Here is a 17,653-nt window from a genome sequence, read left to right on the forward strand (position 1 = left end):
CTTACTTGATCCTTCGTTGCAAAAACGGATTGTCAAATCTCACCATCTGGCACAATGCCGGCGCGAAAGCGCGCGACTTGTTCATCGGTAAACGGCCGCGTGAACAGCGAGTTGTCTTCCGCGTATGCCCGGAACAAATGAAGAATGTAGTGCATGCGCTGCGGCAGGTTGCACCAATCCTTTGCCCCACAGTCACTCGCGCCCGGGGCGCACGGATCGTATTCCCTGACAAACCCCTCAAGTTGTTGAGGCAGTATTCCGCTGAAGACGGCAGGCACAGGAGCTTCCAGGTTTCGTCCCAGCGAGAGCACAACGTTCGGAAGCGCCAGTATCATCATGGCTTCGGTGACAACTTCGCGCGTGATTTTGACGGCGGCCGTTTGCAGTTTTGCCGCCAGCCAGTCGATCAGCCAGGCCGCCGTGCGTTGCGCCTTCTCTGACCACTCGCGCGAGCGCGGGAAAAGTATGCGAAGCACGCGTCCGCCCAAATCCACCACGGTTTTCAGAGGCGCATCAACAGCCGCGGCAATCTGCGGCTGCAAGCGCGTCTGCTCATGCAGTCCGATTTTTAGATTGGCAAGCAGAATCCCTGCCGCGCGAATGGCGGGATCAGCTTCGCGCCGCTGCTGTTGATAATGCGCAAATGCCTCTCTCAGATAATCCTGCCCCTCCGGCGGCGGACCGGGACGGAATTCCTCGGCAAATTTCCGGAACTCTCCACTGTCAATATCCGCATCAGCGGGAACACTCGCCATGAATCTCGCGAACTCGCGCCCAATCTCTTCGAAGACTTTGAGGTTGCCCTTAGCCACGGCCTCACTTGCAGCCTCGAACGCATCAAAGGGCGTGTGTATTTCGCTGACAACTTTGCCGAGCCTGGTATCAGGTTCAAACAAGCCTTTGCGCAGCAGCATGCGATAAAGGGATTGCAGCGGCGCCAGGACACTTGCCCGGCGTCCCAGGTTCCGTTCAAATTGCTTCAAGAGATCTTCGCCGCGAATCGTGCTGCCCGCCTGGCGCGAGGCCCAGGTGGCAAACGTACACCAGTTGGCCGCAGCACCGGTGCAAGCCTGCATCGCATGCGAAAGCCGGCTATAACATTCGGTAATTTCCAGATTGCGAATCACGCGATTGCTGATCGCCACAATCCGGGCAACTTCGGCAACACTTGGCGCGGAGGTGGTGGCTTGACTCAAAAAATCTCCTTTGCGATTTGCTTACGCCTTGCACTCTGCGATAAGCGTTTTGATTATGGCAATTTTGCCAGGAGTGATCGCATGGCAGTGGTCATGGCCCGGCTATAATTTTCAATGTCTCTCACCTGCAAAATATAACGATCACGTGAAGCGGCGGCGGGAGACCAGTTGATTGCGCCGTTGGCGTCACATTGCATCTCTATCGGGTCAAACGTGAAAACCGGCTCCTCGCCGCTTTGATCATTCGAGAATAGTTTACCATCCGCAGCAACGGCTTTTCCGGCAGCGTGGAAAAAGCCGGCAGTACACCACATGTTGCGGCGAAGCTGCGCCTGTTGAAATAGGAGTTCGTGGTCGCTTTCGCGCTGCAAATAATCCAGCCAGCACGGCTCTTGAATTTTGCCGAGCGCGTAAGCAAAGTAGCGTTGTACTTTTTCGCTCAAATGCAAAAGAACATCGGCCTGCAAGAAATCATACCACGAACCAAATGCCCTGACTTGAATTTGATTGGTGATTTCTTCGAAGCAGGGCAGCCAGTAAATCGGGCAGGGGATGTCCCATATGGCCTTGAATGCAACGGGGTCGAGTCTGACATTGTATTCCAACTCAGCATCCTTCGCCGCCCTACGACTTCCTGCGCCAGCATTAACGTAAATGCCGGCGCATTTTTCGCGAAACAATTCCGAAAAGAGCATGCCCGCGCGCGCCACCTCACGACAAGATCCTGCAATGTGAATGACAACCGGCGAGGAAGAGGCTCTGAGTGTTTCAACAATCATTCCGACGGCGCCGCCGGCATCATTTAAAAATTTATTCTGCCGATCAACAGCATGGGGAGAACCAATGCTAAACGGTACATGCAAACCGGTAATATAATTCATCTGAGCCAATGCCAACACATCCGGGTCGCCGCGATGGTGAGGCGGAGGAAAATCGATTACAATGCCTTTAAGCTCAATGTCGCCGGCGTATGCAAGCGCATAGAGGCAGGCCACATCCCAATGATCATCAGGATCATTGTGGGGGCGGAACAAATCTGTTTGGTGGAGGACGGGGGTAGGCATAGCAATGAATCATCGTCTAAATGACTTCCCACATCTAAACCGCTAATGATCGCAAATCAACGCGACTTGAAAGATTAGCGACCATTCGCGTTGATTCGCGGTTTGATGAAATGGGTCTTTTCAAATATAATAAAATCGTTCGCCGTTCGTCGCCGTTTAGTCGAATTTACCCATTTTCTGAAAACAGTGTAGATCTTTTTGGAGAAGTTAACGCCGCCATCAATGCCGCCACATCACCTATATTCGAACCTAGAGCCGCGGGCAGAATTTCACAAGCCTCGACCGCTTGCGGCAACGCTTCTTCCCGCAAGGTCCGGCGCGCCGGCTCCAAAACTCTCTCACCTAGCGCAACCGCCAATGAGCCTAAAACGATGATTTGGGGATTGAGCGTGTCAACCAAAATTGCCAATCCGCGTCCCAGCCAGGCGCCCGCCTCAGTCGCGACTCGCATCGCCTCTTCATCATCAGCCAGCATGGCATTTACGAGATCGCGGATGGGCGTTTCATCAGACCAGCGTTGGGGAAACATTTGTGCCGCCAGCTTCACCAGCCCCTTGCCGGAAGAGAATCCCTCCCATGAGCCTGCTTTGCCGTACAGAAGCGGCCCGGTTGGCGCCAGGCGCAGATGCCCGATTTCCCCGGCAGTATCGCTTGCGCCGTGCACGATTTGACCATTAATGATCAAGCCCGCGCCGATGCCGGTTCCGAACGTCAAGAATACCAAATCGCGCAGATTCGTGCGGCCGCGCCCCGCGCCAAAATGGAACTCCGCCAATGCGCCGGCATTGCCATCGTGCTCGATGAAAACCGGAAGCTGCGGATATTGTTCAGACAAGACTTTTCGCAGATGAACGCCATGCCAGCCGGGCAAATGCGTGGGATTGAGCAACAGGCCTTCGTGGATGCGCAACGGTCCGCCGATGGAAACGCTGAGCGCAACCGGCCGCCGGTCCGAGGCAAGGGCGTTGGCGATCGTTTGATCGATCAACTCGGCGAGGCGAGGAAAAATTTCAGCGAAAGGACGATGCGCTTCCGTGAGAAATTCATAACGCTGCAAAATATTCGCTTCGGCTGTTCCTTCGACCACAGCGGTTTTTGTGCCGCCAACATCGAGACCAATGATTGTTTTCATTTGAGGTGACTCGCTGTCATCCCGAAGGGCGCTTGTGAATGTTTGAATATGGCGCTGAGGGCTTCACACGATCCCTTCGGGATGACATTTTAAATGAGCTATTCATACAAATTGCCGCTTTATGCCGCGACACAATCTGTGTCCTTTCATGGCAACGCTTTTGCCTAAATCACGCCAGCGCAGCCTCGGCCTCGGGTTCATCAATAACAATCTCCTCAACCGAACGGATGAGGCGCGCATCCCGTTCACCGATCTGCTGCCGCCACATGGCATAGTACAGCCCTTTCTTTTCGAGCAGCGCCTCATGCGTGCCGGACTCGATGATCCTTCCTTTCTCCAAAACATGAACCGTATCCGCGTGCATGACGGTGCTCAGCCGGTGCGCGATCAAAATGACCATGTGTTCTTTGCGGCCCGAGACCTCGCGAATCGCCGAGGTGATCTCCTGTTCGGTGATCGAATCGAGCGCGGAAGTTGCTTCGTCGAAAATGAACAGTCGCGGATGGCGCAACAGCGCGCGGGCAATCGATAGGCGCTGGCGTTCTCCGCCTGACACGCGCAGCCCACTCTCTCCCAAACGCGTTTCCAGGCCTTTGCCGGAGCGTTCCAGCAACGTTGTGGCAGAAGCCCGTTCCAGCGCCTCGTGCATCTCTTCGTCCGTGGCCTCGGGCTTGACGAACAGAAGGTTCTCTCGAATCGTGCCCGAAAAAAGTTGCGGGTCCTGCGTCACAAAACCAATCTGCCGGCGGATCGGATTATAACGCAGCTCTTTCACGGGAACGCCGTCAATATAAATCGTGCCGCTAATGGGCGTATAAAGTCCGACGAGCAATTTGACCAGCGTGGACTTTCCCGACCCTGAAGGCCCGATAAACGCGACGGTATCCCCCAACCGGACCTGAAAGGAGAGATGATCGATGGCATTTTCTGTTGCGGGGCGGTGTTTAAAAACCACGTCATCAAACCGCAAGCTCTCCAGCTCGCCGATGTCCACCGGCGCCTCCGGCCGGGTTTCCACGGGCTTCTTCATCAACTCGTCGAACGTCTGCATGGAAGCCTCGGCCTCACGGTAATTCAGAATGATCTTGCCCAGATCCTGCAACGGCACGAAAATCGTATTGAGAATGAACTGCATTGAAATAAGCTCGCCGGCGGTGAGCGTTTTGCGAAAAATCAGCCACAACAGAATGAAAAGGATGGACTGTTTGAGCAGATTGATCAGTGTGCCTTGCAGAAATGACAGCGAACGCACTCGCTTCACCTTGTCCATTTCCAGATCGAAAATCTTCTTGGTATACAACTGCAGCCGCCGGATTTCCGGGTAGGTCAGTCCCAGGCTCTTGACCAGTTCGATGTTGCGCAGAGATTCGGTGATGGAGCCGGACATCTTGGCGGTCTCGCGAACGATCATGCGCTGCACGGCCTTCATCTTTTGGCTGAGTAATCCGGTCAATCCGCCCAGCACCAAAACGCCGACCACGAAAACAGGAATCAGCAGCCAGTGCTTGGTGATGCCATACCACAGCAGAAAACTTATGCCCACGAGCGAAGAGAACAGAATGTTGACGAACGCATTGATGAAGCGCTCAGTGTCGGTACGAACCTTTTGCAGCATGGCCACGGCCTCGCCGCTGCTGCGATCCTCGAACTCCTGAAATGAGAGGCGCAGCGTCTGCCGCAAACCATCGTTGAAAATCTGCATCCCAAACTTTTGCACCACCAACGCCAGGGCATAATCCTGGAACGCTTTGGCGAGCCGGGCTGCCAGGGCGACTGCTGCAGCTACAAACAACCACCACACCGCGCCCCGCACCAGCACCTCGTCGGGTTTGTTGTCCGGATTGAGAACATATTCATCGACGATCATTCCGAAAATCAGAGGATCGACCAGAGTCAAGATCTGAGCCACACCGGCCAGCACCAAGGACAGCACAACCCACCAGCGTAATGGGCGAATGTACCTCCATATGATATGCATATTCACCTGTCCTTACGAATTCATTGGGCAAGTAACGCGACCGCGCTCTAAAAATCCAACATCTCGTGCGCTACTTCGAGGTGTGAGCCGGCGCTTGCGCGGATTTGATGTCGCTGTGGTTCTCAAGTGGCGTTGCTGGGGTTCAGATGGGTGCAAGGCTGTTCCGGGATGAGCTGATGGTGTGGGGCGGCAGGGCAATTCTTTTGACCTTATCAGGCGCGCCTTCTCCACAGGTTTGATTAGACTCTGAGCGCGCCGCGGAACCCCCGGGCGGCATAGTACGATTCCGCACCGTTGTGATACACGAAAACATGGCCGTAACGGCGATCACAAAAGAGCGCGCCGCCGAGTTTTCGAATATTAGCAGGCGTTTTCACCCAGCTCGAGGTTTTCAAATCGAAGTTGCCAAGTTTCTGCAGCTCCCGATATTGCTCTTCGGTTAAAAGCTCGATGCCCATGGCAGTCGCCATGCCAATCGCGCTGTCTTTTGGTTTATGTTCTTTCCTGGACTCCAGCGCCTCGCGATCGTAACAAACACTTCTGCGGCCACTGGGACTTTCCGCGGAACAATCATAAAAAGTGTATTCGCCCGTCTTTTTATCATACCCGACAACATCCGGTTCGCCGCCGGTTCTTTCCATTTCATTGAGCGGCCACAATTGTTCAGGATTCGCTTCCAGCCTTGCTTTTACTTTAGCCCATTCCAGACCTTTATGGCGGCCCATGTTTTTCTCAAAGCGGGCATGCAATGCGCTGAGGAGCTCTTCGCGTTGTTTTACGTTCAGGTCTTTTGCTTTTGGCATTTTTGTCTTTGCCTTTCTGTTTTGTTTTATTGGCCTCTGCTCGCGCGGCAAGCGCAGGTTCATTTCAACCGCTCAAGTTTGCCTTTCCGGCGCACGATGTTCTTATAGTCCCACTGAATGTCTCGAGCCTTTTTGAGCCAACGCTTGAGCGCCTTAAGCTCGATTTGATTCGCGGCGGTGTAGCGCGCTACCGCGGCTTTGAAACTGCCTTCCTTCTGCAATTCTTTCTCTTCAAAAGACTGGCCGCTCCAAAAGAGCAGGCGCACGCACGATTTCAGCTTGCTATAACCAACAACAGGATTTCCCTCCAGAAACCAAACGGGATGCGCGTGCCATATTTTATTTTCCGCCTCTGGCAGAATTTGATCGATGGTTTCGGCAAGCAGATCGCAAATCTTTCGATCCGCCGGCGCCAGCGACTTGTTGTATCGAACGGTGTCGGGGTGCATCAAAGCTCCTTATCGTAGGTTAGACACTCGGTATCGCCAGGCTGCCTGCACCATCCTTATCGGCATGGCTCGGTGAGCGTTTTGCATACCACGCGTGAATCATTCCGGCTTGGAAGAAAAGCACCGGTGAGTCAAAGCCCCCGAGCGTGATAATGTCGCGGACATCTTGGGGCGGTAGAACAGCCACGTCTCGACTGTATGCTTCGCGCATTCTCTCGATTCCCTCAGGGGGAATGCCGCTGCCTGCCATCACCCGAAACCAAAGGCCAAGAAGGTCCCGGCAGTCTGTCGCGGCCAAGTCGCCAGCCAAGTCGGAACTAACTAAGACACTCTCTGGAAAAAGTCGTTCGGCAATGCTTTGGAAGAATTTTGATCGAACATCGCGCGCCAGTATGAATTGCGAGACTAGAAAGGCAGTGGCGGCATCGAACGATTGATTCGATGGAAGAGAGTCGAGATAACCCGGATGGAAGACACATCGTGACGAAATTCCATGTTCCTCCGCGCGGCGCTTGAAGACCTCTAGCATCGCCGTAGACGGCTCCACGGCCGTAAAGTGCCATTGAGGAAATTTCTGGGCCAGATAGAGGATCTCGGCGCCTGTTCCTGCCCCAACGCAAAGGATCTTCGCCTTCGGAGGAAGTTCCGAAAGCACGGTACTCGTGAGCAAGTGCAAAGCATCGTTGATTGGAGCCATTTTGCTCCATTGCTGGTCATACGATGATGCCTGTTGATCAAATAGTGCAGTGATTTCTTCTTGCTGCATTGAGCGCTTTGGATTCTTTTAGCGCCGTACGACGCGCTTGTTAAACAGTAGCCCTAACTTTGCTCTGCATATTGCCGTAATAAACGAATTGTAGTAAATATGGCAAAAAAAGCAAAGAGAACAAAAAGAAGTAATCCAAAAACCACGACAGTCCACTCTTCCGACAAATCTGGCTCCCGGTTCTGATAGATGTCCAGCAATGAGAGCGCCACGACAATTGAATATAAAACCGGGATTATGCCTAAAACAAGAGTAACGACTACACTTGTTTTATGATTTTGCATAACGCCTCATCAATGAATACCGGTTAGGCGGTATTTTTCATTTTGAATAATGCTTTTCGAGCATAATTCTATTTCTATTTAATTCTACTTGGGCACAATAAAAGTTGTGCCACAAAAAACACGAAAACTTCATTTGACGTATTTCGTGTGTTTTGTGTGTTCGTGGTTAAAAAATTTGACTCTGCCTAAGTAGAATTAATCGTTGACCAAAAACTGAATAGAGATTCTTTATAATGACGAGGTTCGGCCGCGCCCCATTTACAATCCGAACCATGTGATCACTGGCCTTCTGGTGGTTGCCAAAGCTCGAGCTTGTTGCCCTCCGGGTCAATGACCCAGCCGAACTTACCGAACTCCGACTCATCGACCTTATCCACGACGTTACAACCTTCGCTGCGCAGAGCCGCAAGCAACGCATGCAGATCGGCGACCCGATAGTTGATCATGAAAGGCGCTTGACTCGGCTCAAAGTAAGTCGTGTCGGCCTTGAACGGACTCCACACAGTTGTTCCGACGCCGGCCGGGTTGTCGGGAGATGCCCAGCGAAACGCGGCGCCGCCCCATTCCTCAACATTGATGCCCAAGTAGGCGCGGTACCATTCGGCCAAAGCCTTTGGGTCTTTCGACTTGAAGAAGATGCCGCCAATGCCGGTGACTCGTTTCATTTCTAATTCCTTTCTGATGGTTATTCAATAAAAGTAGTGGCTATCTCGCAGTAATTGCGCAAGCGGAATAACACGTATTCGGCGGCCAAAAGACTGATATAAGCTGCGCGGCAATGGAGTGTAAAATGTAACAGCGTTTCGAAAACTGCACGTATTGCACGTTTGCTCAACCTTGCCGGCGCACCATTTCGTTGATCCAGATCGGGGCAAAAGGTGAGGTGCAACCCTTGGAAACCGGATAGTCGCGATAGATTCCCAATTTTTCGCCGATCGCGAGGGCGCGCTTGCGAAGCTTGGGAAAGTGAATGCCAATTCCGGCAAGGCAGGCATTCATCGTCCATTGCGCTGCCGGATCCGCGTTTCCCATCTCGGACTCGATACGATCCAAAAGCGTGGGCAAATCAAGCCCCTCCGGACTTTTCGCAACTCGTTCCGAGGTCAGGCTCCATCCGGCGCGCGCGGCCCACGGGTCATCATCTTTCATCCACGCCTGTCGAAGAGTTTCCTTATCAGGATGGTTCTTGACAACATAGGAATTGAGCCAGTCCGCGACTTGCGCAAAGTTGCCGGACCGCACCAGCCGATCGATCTCATCGCGTGACAGATCTTGGGGCTTGATCAGGAGGATTGCCAGGAGCCGGGCGTCGATGTTGCCGGTGTCCCAAAGAGCGAGGGCCAGTTGATGGTTAGTTTTGATCTTTGCGGCAAGCTTGCGGAGGTCGCCCAGCTTAACGCCGAACTGATTGTCACCGGCGCCGTACTTTTTGTTATGCGCACGGACCTTCTCGTTGCCGAGAGCCTTGAGCTGAGCGAGAGTTTCTTTGAGAGTCATGGCCATGTTGGCATTAGGCGATTAGTTTTTCAAGGTTAGTATTGTGGCACTGTTCGGGAAAATATCCCGGTACGCTAAACAGGCAATTCAGATAAAAATCTTCTGGGCGAGCTCTCTAGAGATATTTGGATTAAAAGCAGTTGGGATATCGGGGATTTTTCGCGTGCCACGCCAAAGGGAATTGTCAAGTGTGACTATATGTATCTGTTTCATAGGTATCTTGAAGAAGTCTATCATATATTTCGCAGTGGCCAGGATTATCAGATCTATAACACTTGCAGAGAGGCCGTGCTTGAAAAAAATCTCAAAGAAACGGTCAACTGCAATAATAATGTCTCGTGAAGTTGAAATATCGTGAACCGAAACCCGGCGGCCAAAAGCGCGAAGTACCTTTGGTGGCATGTGAATAAAGTCGATTAGGCGATCTCGCGAAAATTTGTACTCGGCTGGATTCCTGAAGTAATGGTCTTGATAATATTTTTTTGCGAGTACCTTAAATGCCTCAGCTATACAAAGATCCGGCACGTACACAACAGCTTTGTCTTGCTCAAGCTGAGCTTCAATCTCAAGCCACCAGTCTTGGGATCGCATTACGCGGATCCTCTCGTTATTATTGGTCACTCGACCGTATGGAATGAACTTGTTTGCGAGAAAATTGGCGTCGACCAAGTAGAAGTTCATCAATTGGCCGTTTCTCTGGATTTTACGGATGTTTGCCATAGGTATTCGTACCCTCTAGCACTCGTGCTTTCGCAGCAAGGAATCCTTGCCTCGACGCGCCTGCGTCCGTACGACACAGAGTGTACGCTCAACATGGGTATGAACCCAGAGATGCAAGTCCATGTCGTGGATCACCTGCCTCGATTCGGGACGATGTCGTTAAGCGGCGAGGAAAGACCTGAACGATTTCAACAACAAGCTTGCGTAGTAGCCCACCAGGTCATTGGAATTTACAGTTTACGCCATGGGACAGATTATTTGAAAATAAGCTGACTTAGACGATAATGTATCCTACTGGGTGAACCGCCGGATGCGGGCTTGTGCCTGGCCGATGGTGTGAGGGAGGGCGGGAGAGAAGCCCGCCCCGATTCGTTTATGCTGCATATCGTGCTCAAAATCGCGGTCGATCTGACGACTAGTTTTTTGTCTTTTGTCGGATGATGTTCAATAATGCTTGTTCGCGCCAATCGAGAAATTTCTCAAAATCATCATCAAGCAAAGGAGATTGAGTGCCTGTTGGCAGAATATGAGATCTGAGTGTTTCATTTGTTTCGATTTCGCCTTGCTTGGTTTGAATCTCGGTGAAGTAATCTGACGGCGCGCGCTTGCTAAGCCGACGATTCGTGATACGATCAATGAATGTACGATTGATGATACAGTCACGCAATGAGGCGGAAACTGCCCTCTTGTCGAGGTATGTGCGTGGAAATATGTGATGATCGTCAACCGGATTCCTCTTATCTGCAAGCAACTGCGAAGTGATCTTTCCGCGCTTGTGAAAGTCCAATGCACCATTTTGAAGGATTAGTGCCATGACGCCTCGATAGACTGCCCGCTGGCGAGGCTTGACCTGCCGTAAGTTCACCTCAAGCTTGAACTCGCTGACGGACTCTGGTGGTTCCCCACCCTTCATCCAACGTTGCAGCTCAGCAAAATCCTTTTCGGCTTGACTGTTCGGTGCGTTTTCATACTTCTGACCAAAGACTGAGCACCAGAACCAACGCAGAATCTTGACACGACTAGCACCAACATCTGCTCCAGTGACCTCCTTTTGGGTTGCCCATACTGCTCCCATTGGAATCACTATTGTGTTGTACGGAAGTAGGCCGGATTCGAGTACGCCACAATCATCTCGCAGGATGGACAGAGCTTCGGCCAATCCATTTACCGCTGCATTCCAGCCCGCTCTTGCTTGTTCAACCTTCATCTCCAGGATAGCACTTCGTTTGATTGATGGAGCGCGACTTTTCCCGTCTTTGTCTGCTCCGGGCTCAAGCAAGGCGATGACCTGCAAAATATAATACGGATCAATTCTGAACTCTTCAAGTATGGGTTTTTCGTCCAGGGCTTCCTCCCACTTCTGCCGTAAATTGAAGTCTTGTGGCCAGAAGCGAGCGGTTAGCAAGTCATACACGCTTAATTTGACACCAGTTCGATTCAATGTCTCGAAAATCATGCAAACCGCCGGCCCAGATGTTTCCTCATTGAGAGTCACCATAGGAAAATCGTACTCTTCTATGGGTTTTATCCAATCATTGTGTAGCCGGGTCAGTCGCTCTTGTAGATCAAGGATAGTGGAAGTGTCCGCACCTCGGATTCGCAATATTTGATTCTGCCAACCACTGAATCCACCGATACCGCCAAACACCCGTTCCATGGGAAAAACCATCGAGTGGGCTTGTAGTTCAATTGTGCCATACTTCCTTTCCCCCTCATCGGCCTTCATGTAGAAAGCACAATCCTCCAAGTCTTTACCCTTCTCCAAACTGGCCAGATCCAAATAGTAGCGGTGTTCGCCTTTGCCGTAAAATGCCTGGTACAAAGAGGTTAGTCGTTGCTGTCCGTCCAAAATCAAATATGCAGGTTTGGCTCCATTCAATTCAGGTGCCCCTTCAAATGCGCGCGGCTTAAAAAGTAGTTGTTGACCATTCTTGATTCGCAGAAGCGTGCCGGCGGGATAGTTGCTGATAATGGATTCAATCAATTCGTCGGTGGCATAAGGATCCCACACAAAATCCCTTTGAAAATCTGGAAGAGCCATAGCTCGATTATGGATCATTTCGAGCAGGAATCTTAGTGGTTCAAGCGTAGGGTATGAGTGTTTCATTTTCGTGTCTCAACGATACTGGGGTAGAAGTGTAATAGTGAATCAAGAAACGACCTTTGACAGCACAAAGAGGGGGCATAAGACAACTCTGTCCGGCGGCCCAGCATCCCAAACCTATAGGAGGAGCACCGCCACTAATCATGAAATTGGTGCCACGGTCGCACTGTCCACCAGAGCGAATGTGTACGCCTATCATGGGTATGAACTCGGGGGTGCAAGTCCTCTGTCGGTGGTCACTGGTCTTGCGCGAGCAGCTTGCATAGTTGTTCGATTCATTGCGATCTACAATTCAACCCGCGGGATAGACTTTTGAAAATAACCCTGCCTTAGATGATGATGTATCCCACGGGGTGAACCGCCCGACGCGTGCCCCGCATGTCCGGTGGTGTGAGAACTGCGGGAGAAAAGCCCGACCCGCTTTGGCGTCTTATTTCTTGCGCAACCTGGCATAGGCCATTGCGTGTGCGGTTAATGAGGTCGCAAACGTGGCAAAGCTGAATTCGGGATTAGGTTCTCGGAATTTGCCTTTCAGTCCTCCAGTTTTGTCGGACAGAATGAGGCAGGTTCCATCGTACAACCGCTCTCTCATTAGACGCTCACAAAAAAGTTCGTAACGCCTCACGTACGACGTCTTTTTGAATTCCTCGAAAACCTCGAAATGCGGCTCGTCTACGCGAACCGGCGTTGTTGACTTCGGAGTTTCCTCCAGCAATATTAACCAGCCGAGCCATGGCCGTTGTGATGGCTTGAACTTGCCTTCGCGGTACGCGGTAAGGAGATCGGTAGAATTACCCAAGGCCTCCTCAATACGGTTATTGAAGTTGTTACCAAACGACGGACCAATATGAGCCTTGAACTCGATTGACGCTAAGAGCATACCGTCAGCGACAACAACTATATCCCAATTTTTGGTCGGTCTGAAATAACCAGGGAGAGTCGTTGCAGTCGTATGTATCGTGGTGTCGGGTAATCCAGCCTCGGACAGAAGTTCCGTAAATAGCTTTATGAAACCGTCGAGGTGTTTCCCGCCGGTTACGGCGCTCCGGTTTCCTGCATCCTTCTTACCAGTAGTTACCCCCTGTCTTTCGTGCTGTTGGGTTCGTACCTTCCAGAAGTATCGAACAGCCTTCGCAACGCGATCACTGTAATCCATTATCCTCCCTTTTGACCTCGGTTTTTATTTCGGCATATGAGAACAGTGAAACTGTTGCGTGCCGGATGCGTTTTTCCGCCATCTCGAAATAGTGTGAGTCAATTTCGACTCCAATCGAATTGCGCCCCCATTTTGCGGCTGCAACCGTAGTAGTTCCCGTTCCCATGAACGGGTCTAATACTGTGTCTCCTACGAATGAGAACATACGAATTAGCCGCTCTGCAAGCTCTTCAGGGTAAGGAGCCGGATGATTGCGCGTAGATGCACCTGTAACACCCGACCAAATTGATTGAAACCATTGCTTGTGGTTATCCTCGGATATCACAGACAGCACGCGGGTAGCGACTGTTGGCTTGCGGTAGCCACCTGGTTTGCGCTCCATCAAAATAAATTCAATATCGTTCTTAATCACAGCGTTCGGTTCGTAGGGCTTGCCAAAGAATCCCGCTCCGTTTCCCGATGCCTCAAAAACAGCATTCGCAATTTTGTGCCAAATAATAGGTGTGAGGTTATCGTAGCCGAGCTTGCGGCAGTGTTCTTGTATGGACGCATGAAGTGGAACGACCGTATGTCTTCCTTCGTTCTTTCGACGGGACAGACAGACATCACCTACCACGCAGATTAGACGCCCGCCCGGTACCAAAATTCGATAGCAGTGTTCCCAGACTCTATCAAGTTCCCGTAAAAATCTTTCGTAGTCTTCCACATCTCCCAGTTGGTCTTTGTGATCTCGGTATTTCTTGAGGGTCCAATAGGGCGGGGACGTGACGACCAAATGAACAGTTTCATCTTCTATAAATGACAACTTGCGCGCATCGCCCTGAACCAAGCGATGTTCCGTTGAAATTTGTTGTATCGCTGCCTCGATCTCCGCCAAAAGCTTCTTATCCTTTGCAATGCGGGGAATATCGGTCTGCGGGTTCTCCAGACTAGCAACCGACGAAGGGAGATACTGTTGGTGATGATGCGCAACGGTCATTAGCATGTTCATTGTCTCTCGAATGAGTCAGATATTGTACGTGGTCTCTCCCAAGATGCTGAACGATTTCTATCTTCCCCGAGCCGTCAGTAGCAAAACTGGACTTGATTGTAAGCTTTTTCGTTTATAGACATTCGGTAAATTCTCAATTCACGAAAGGAGCTGACCATGAAGTACAAAGCCCTGCAAGCGAAAAAGCTCTCTATTGGGGGCAAAGCTATCATTGACATCGACCGGGGGAAGAAAAAGCATCAACTCTGTGTGGTCACTCCACCCACTTCATTTCCCCAGCAACCACCTCATATCTCGCTGCATTTGCGCTCATGCCCTCCGCCAACGGCGCCAGCGCCGTAACAAACAACTGCCCAAATTTTTGAAAATGCTTCACGGCCGCGGCCAGGCGCATGGCATCCAATTCCGATTGCAGATCATCCAGCAAAATAATGGGCGCGTTGGCCGACTTATCTTTGAAGTAAGTCGCTTCCGCCATTTTCAACGCCAGCAGCGTGGACTTGTGCTCGCCGCGCGAGCCGAAACGCCGCAGTTCGCGGCCGTCGATCGCCAATACAAAATCGTCGCGGTGCGGGCCGACTTGCGTTTGTTTGCGGCGCATTTCAACCGCATGCGAAGCGGACAACAATTTGAGGTAATTTTCCTGGGTCAACTCGCCGGCAGCAAGCTGGCTCTGATAAGTCAATTGGAGGGAAAAAGACGGCGATGCAATATCCTGATAGGCCTGCAGCACCAGCGGCGCAAAGGCTTCCACAAAACGCCGGCGCGCCGCGATAATTCTACAGCCATAATTCGCCAGGGCCTCGCTCCACGCCGCGAGCGTCTTGGCCGAAGCGTTTTGGTTGAGCAGGGCGTTGCGTTGCTTCAGGCTGCGCTGGTATTCCTGCCAATCCGATAAATAAGCCGGCGAGCTTTGGCACAGCAGCATGTCCACCAGGCGCCGGCGCTCGGCCGGCGGCCCGCTGGTGATGCGGTGGCTCTCCGGCGAAAAGTGCACCACCGGAATCACGCCGATCAACGCCGCGGCGCTACTCAAGCGCTTGCGGTCAAGACTGACTTCCTTGCCGGTCGCGCTGCTGTAGCACACATTGACGTGACGCCGAATTTGCGCCTCGTCCACAAACTCCCCGGAGATTTCAAAATGATCGCGTTCGAATTTGAGCAGGTCGCGATCATTGCACGGCCGGAAACTGCGCGTCACCGCCAGCAGATGAATGGCTTCGAGAAAGTTGCTTTTGCCCTGGCCGTTGTAGCCGCAGATGAAATTGGCGGATGCGGAAAATTCCAGATCCAGGCTGTCGTAGTTGCGAAAGTTTCTCAGGCTGAGCTTGCGCAGGATCATTTTTTATTTTTAGCCACGGATTGGCACGGATGAAACACGGATAAAAAACTTTCTTTTAAATAAAATCCGTGTTTCATCCGTGCACATCAGTGGCCGAAAGCTTCTATTCACTAATTAAGATTCAACCCTGATGTAGTCAATAAGCAAAGCGTTTGAACTCTACTTTTTCTTTCCCGAAGTTGATCAACAGCCCGACTTTTATTCCGGTTGCCTTTAATTCGTTGAGTAATTGCGGCTCGTCTTGCGGATTATATTCTTTGGATACTTTCAGCTCGACAATGACTTTGCCATCGACCAACAAGTCCGCGGCATATTCGCCAACAATGGCGCCTTTATAGCTCACGTTGATGGGATGCTCGATTTCAGCGGTATGTCCCCCGCGTACAAGTTCTACTTGCAGAGCTTTTTGATACACCTTCTCCAAAAAGCCGTAGCCTAAAACATTATGCACTTCAAAAGCCGCCCCGATGAGGGCTTCTGTTCTGTTGTCTCTTCATGTATCAGGCTCATATTTCCCATCCCCCACGCTACGTTCTTACATTCATGTTGATTTATTGACATCTTATTTTGAAAGCCACAGATTGAAACGTGTGAAACACGGATATTTGATTAGCTTTTTCTTTAGCCGTGTTCAATCCGTGCACATCCGTGGCTAAACAATACCGAAGAAATTTTATTCATTGATGCGTATCGGCATGAGCAGCATCATGACATCCAAATCTTCCGGTTGCGGCACGGGCTCGATAATCGCCGCGCTGCCGCCGTCTTTGAGCTTGAACAAAACGTGTTCAGTGTCCAGGTGGCGCAGAATTTCCAGGACATAGTTGGCGTTATAGCCGATATCCATCCTGTCGCCGGCATATTCCACCGGAATGGTTTCCTGGGAATCGCCGCTCATCTCGGCGTCTTGCGCATGAATGGTGAGGGCGCCCGGCTCCAGCGTCCATTTGATTTGGCGGGTGTGTTGATTGGCGAAGATGCTCGATCGGCGCACCGTTGCGCCCAGCAGCTCACGCTCCACCGTCATGGTTAAGGGATTGGAGGTGGGAATTACGCGTTCATAAGCAGGATAATGCCCGCTGATGAGCTTCGAATAAATGGTGGTTTGCCCCAGCACGAATGTGATGTGTTCCTGGCTCATGCCGATGGTCATTTCATCCCCGTCGCCCATATTCCGGCCGAGCAAATGCAGGGACTTCACCGGAATAACGACCTGATTGGGCGCGCCGTCAAAGGTGAATTTGGTATCGCGCACCTTGACGAGACGGTGGCCATCCGTCGCGACCAGGCGCAGTTCGTCTTTGCGGATTTCCAACAGCATGCCCATCAAGGTGGTGCGCAGCTCATCGGCGCTGACCGCAAAAATGACTTTTTCGACGGTATTCATGAACCGGCTGGCGCGATAGGAAAATTGCGTGGTTTGTTTTTCCGTCGAAATGTGCGGGTATTCGTCGCTCGACTCGCCGGCAATTTTGTAATTGCCTTTTTCCGTCTTGATGGTGAGACGGTTATTCGCTTCGGCTTCCAGGCGCAGAGGAATATCCGGCAGCTCGCGCACGAGGTCGAACAAACGCTTGGCCGGAAACGCTGCTGAGCCGTCTTCCTCGCCGATCACCTCCAGTCCGGTGATGATCGAAACTTCGAGATCGGTTCCCGTAAGCTGCAAACGATTGCCGCGCAGGTCAAACAGGATATTGGTTAAAATCGGAATGGTGGTTTTGAGAGGAATGATTGAAATCATGCGCTGCAGCGCTTGATACAATGCACTCTGAGGAATGGTGAATTTCATTGGTCTGACCTGAGTTTATTTGAGTGTGCTTCAAAGTAAGTTTTTTCTGTTTTAATATCAAGATGAATTCTTTTTAGTCCATAGTAGGGGCTGTGGATATGTGGATAGTTGCGCCGGCATTTGTTATAGCTCTTTGGTCTGTTCAGACTTAGGTGCACGGAAAAACGTGCGAAATGACGTTGGCATCTCTGAGTATGTCGGGGATAACTTGTTGGCATCTGTTACGACGTGATTTTTGATTTTTGCAATCGCCAGTTACCAACACATTAGTCACCGCTATTAACATTTTGTTACCAGAGTTATCCAGATGAAACGTTTTCAACCACCAGAGCATTGCGTTGGCGATTATCACAAGAGTACCATACTTTTTTGTTTTCAAAGC

Annotated in this window: 16 protein-coding genes and 1 pseudogene; all 17 read right to left on the reverse strand. The window is 51.4% G+C overall.

The annotated features are described in order from the left end of the window. Positions 1–32: 32 nt before the first annotated feature. The gene (locus FBQ85_12415; protein ID MDL1875957.1) at positions 33–1,196 is read right to left on the reverse strand and encodes a hypothetical protein; all 1,164 of its coding nucleotides are present in this window, start codon (positions 1,194–1,196) and stop codon (positions 33–35) included. Between the two features lie 53 nt (positions 1,197–1,249). After that, complete coding sequence (locus tag FBQ85_12420) at positions 1,250–2,260, reverse strand: hypothetical protein (GenBank protein MDL1875958.1); 1,011 nt, start codon at positions 2,258–2,260, stop codon at positions 1,250–1,252. A gap of 166 nt (positions 2,261–2,426) precedes the next feature. Then, the gene (locus FBQ85_12425; protein ID MDL1875959.1) at positions 2,427–3,392 is read right to left on the reverse strand and encodes an ROK family protein; all 966 of its coding nucleotides are present in this window, start codon (positions 3,390–3,392) and stop codon (positions 2,427–2,429) included. 169 nt (positions 3,393–3,561) lie between these two features. After that, the gene (locus FBQ85_12430) at positions 3,562–5,370 is read right to left on the reverse strand and encodes an ABC transporter ATP-binding protein (protein ID MDL1875960.1); all 1,809 of its coding nucleotides are present in this window, start codon (positions 5,368–5,370) and stop codon (positions 3,562–3,564) included. A 239-nt stretch (positions 5,371–5,609) separates the two neighbouring features. Further along, positions 5,610–6,173: a DUF4256 domain-containing protein gene (locus tag FBQ85_12435; GenBank protein MDL1875961.1), complete on the reverse strand. Its 564-nt coding sequence runs from the start codon at positions 6,171–6,173 to the stop codon at positions 5,610–5,612. 59 nt (positions 6,174–6,232) lie between these two features. Beyond that, entirely contained in the window at positions 6,233–6,622 is a 390-nt protein-coding gene (locus tag FBQ85_12440) for a DUF1801 domain-containing protein (GenBank protein ID MDL1875962.1), read from the reverse strand. A gap of 19 nt (positions 6,623–6,641) precedes the next feature. Further along, positions 6,642–7,388, reverse strand: coding sequence for a class I SAM-dependent methyltransferase (locus tag FBQ85_12445; protein ID MDL1875963.1), 747 nt, complete (start codon positions 7,386–7,388; stop codon positions 6,642–6,644). 53 nt (positions 7,389–7,441) lie between these two features. Further along, positions 7,442–7,672: a hypothetical protein gene (locus FBQ85_12450; protein MDL1875964.1), complete on the reverse strand. Its 231-nt coding sequence runs from the start codon at positions 7,670–7,672 to the stop codon at positions 7,442–7,444. A 278-nt stretch (positions 7,673–7,950) separates the two neighbouring features. Continuing rightward, the gene (locus tag FBQ85_12455; protein MDL1875965.1) at positions 7,951–8,337 is read right to left on the reverse strand and encodes a VOC family protein; all 387 of its coding nucleotides are present in this window, start codon (positions 8,335–8,337) and stop codon (positions 7,951–7,953) included. Positions 8,338–8,503: 166 nt separating this feature from the next. Beyond that, complete coding sequence (locus FBQ85_12460) at positions 8,504–9,175, reverse strand: DNA alkylation repair protein (protein ID MDL1875966.1); 672 nt, start codon at positions 9,173–9,175, stop codon at positions 8,504–8,506. An 81-nt stretch (positions 9,176–9,256) separates the two neighbouring features. Then, positions 9,257–9,889 (reverse strand): hypothetical protein, encoded by a 633-nt coding sequence (locus FBQ85_12465; GenBank protein ID MDL1875967.1) that lies wholly within the window; start codon positions 9,887–9,889, stop codon positions 9,257–9,259. A gap of 415 nt (positions 9,890–10,304) precedes the next feature. Next, a complete protein-coding gene (locus FBQ85_12470) occupies positions 10,305–11,996 on the reverse strand; it encodes a DUF262 domain-containing protein (protein MDL1875968.1) in 1,692 nt (563 codons plus the stop codon). Positions 11,997–12,423: 427 nt separating this feature from the next. Continuing rightward, complete coding sequence (locus FBQ85_12475) at positions 12,424–13,149, reverse strand: restriction endonuclease (GenBank protein ID MDL1875969.1); 726 nt, start codon at positions 13,147–13,149, stop codon at positions 12,424–12,426. Further along, positions 13,136–14,128 (reverse strand): site-specific DNA-methyltransferase, encoded by a 993-nt coding sequence (locus FBQ85_12480; GenBank protein MDL1875970.1) that lies wholly within the window; start codon positions 14,126–14,128, stop codon positions 13,136–13,138. Before FBQ85_12480 ends, FBQ85_12475 begins: the two co-directional genes overlap by 14 nt. A 265-nt stretch (positions 14,129–14,393) precedes the next feature. Continuing rightward, on the reverse strand, positions 14,394–15,482 hold the full coding sequence (locus FBQ85_12485; GenBank protein ID MDL1875971.1) for a DNA replication/repair protein RecF: 1,089 nt from the start codon (positions 15,480–15,482) through the stop codon (positions 14,394–14,396). A gap of 136 nt (positions 15,483–15,618) precedes the next feature. After that, a complete protein-coding gene (locus tag FBQ85_12490) occupies positions 15,619–15,951 on the reverse strand; it encodes a GxxExxY protein (GenBank protein MDL1875972.1) in 333 nt (110 codons plus the stop codon). A gap of 204 nt (positions 15,952–16,155) precedes the next feature. After that, a pseudogene (dnaN, locus tag FBQ85_12495) lies at positions 16,156–17,271 on the reverse strand (DNA polymerase III subunit beta). Positions 17,272–17,653 lie beyond the last annotated feature (382 nt).

Source organism: Cytophagia bacterium CHB2, assembly GCA_030263535.1.
Classification (GTDB): domain Bacteria; phylum Zhuqueibacterota; class Zhuqueibacteria; order Zhuqueibacterales; family Zhuqueibacteraceae; genus Coneutiohabitans.

Bases quoted from the DNA above. Each gene is read 5' to 3' on its own strand.
- FBQ85_12470 (MDL1875968.1), bottom strand. From the start codon at position 11,996: ATGAAACACTCATACCCTACGCTTGAACCACTAAGATTCCTGCTCGAA.
- FBQ85_12460 (MDL1875966.1), bottom strand. From the start codon at position 9,175: ATGGCCATGACTCTCAAAGAAACTCTCGCTCAGCTCAAGGCTCTCGGC.
- FBQ85_12425 (MDL1875959.1), bottom strand. From the start codon at position 3,392: ATGAAAACAATCATTGGTCTCGATGTTGGCGGCACAAAAACCGCTGTG.
- FBQ85_12475 (MDL1875969.1), bottom strand. From the start codon at position 13,149: ATGGATTACAGTGATCGCGTTGCGAAGGCTGTTCGATACTTCTGGAAG.
- FBQ85_12435 (MDL1875961.1), bottom strand. From the start codon at position 6,173: ATGCCAAAAGCAAAAGACCTGAACGTAAAACAACGCGAAGAGCTCCTC.
- FBQ85_12420 (MDL1875958.1), bottom strand. From the start codon at position 2,260: ATGCCTACCCCCGTCCTCCACCAAACAGATTTGTTCCGCCCCCACAAT.
- FBQ85_12485 (MDL1875971.1), bottom strand. From the start codon at position 15,482: ATGATCCTGCGCAAGCTCAGCCTGAGAAACTTTCGCAACTACGACAGC.
- FBQ85_12465 (MDL1875967.1), bottom strand. From the start codon at position 9,889: ATGGCAAACATCCGTAAAATCCAGAGAAACGGCCAATTGATGAACTTC.
- FBQ85_12445 (MDL1875963.1), bottom strand. From the start codon at position 7,388: ATGCAGCAAGAAGAAATCACTGCACTATTTGATCAACAGGCATCATCG.
- FBQ85_12455 (MDL1875965.1), bottom strand. From the start codon at position 8,337: ATGAAACGAGTCACCGGCATTGGCGGCATCTTCTTCAAGTCGAAAGAC.
- FBQ85_12430 (MDL1875960.1), bottom strand. From the start codon at position 5,370: ATGCATATCATATGGAGGTACATTCGCCCATTACGCTGGTGGGTTGTG.
- FBQ85_12480 (MDL1875970.1), bottom strand. From the start codon at position 14,128: ATGACCGTTGCGCATCATCACCAACAGTATCTCCCTTCGTCGGTTGCT.
- FBQ85_12450 (MDL1875964.1), bottom strand. From the start codon at position 7,672: ATGCAAAATCATAAAACAAGTGTAGTCGTTACTCTTGTTTTAGGCATA.
- FBQ85_12440 (MDL1875962.1), bottom strand. From the start codon at position 6,622: ATGCACCCCGACACCGTTCGATACAACAAGTCGCTGGCGCCGGCGGAT.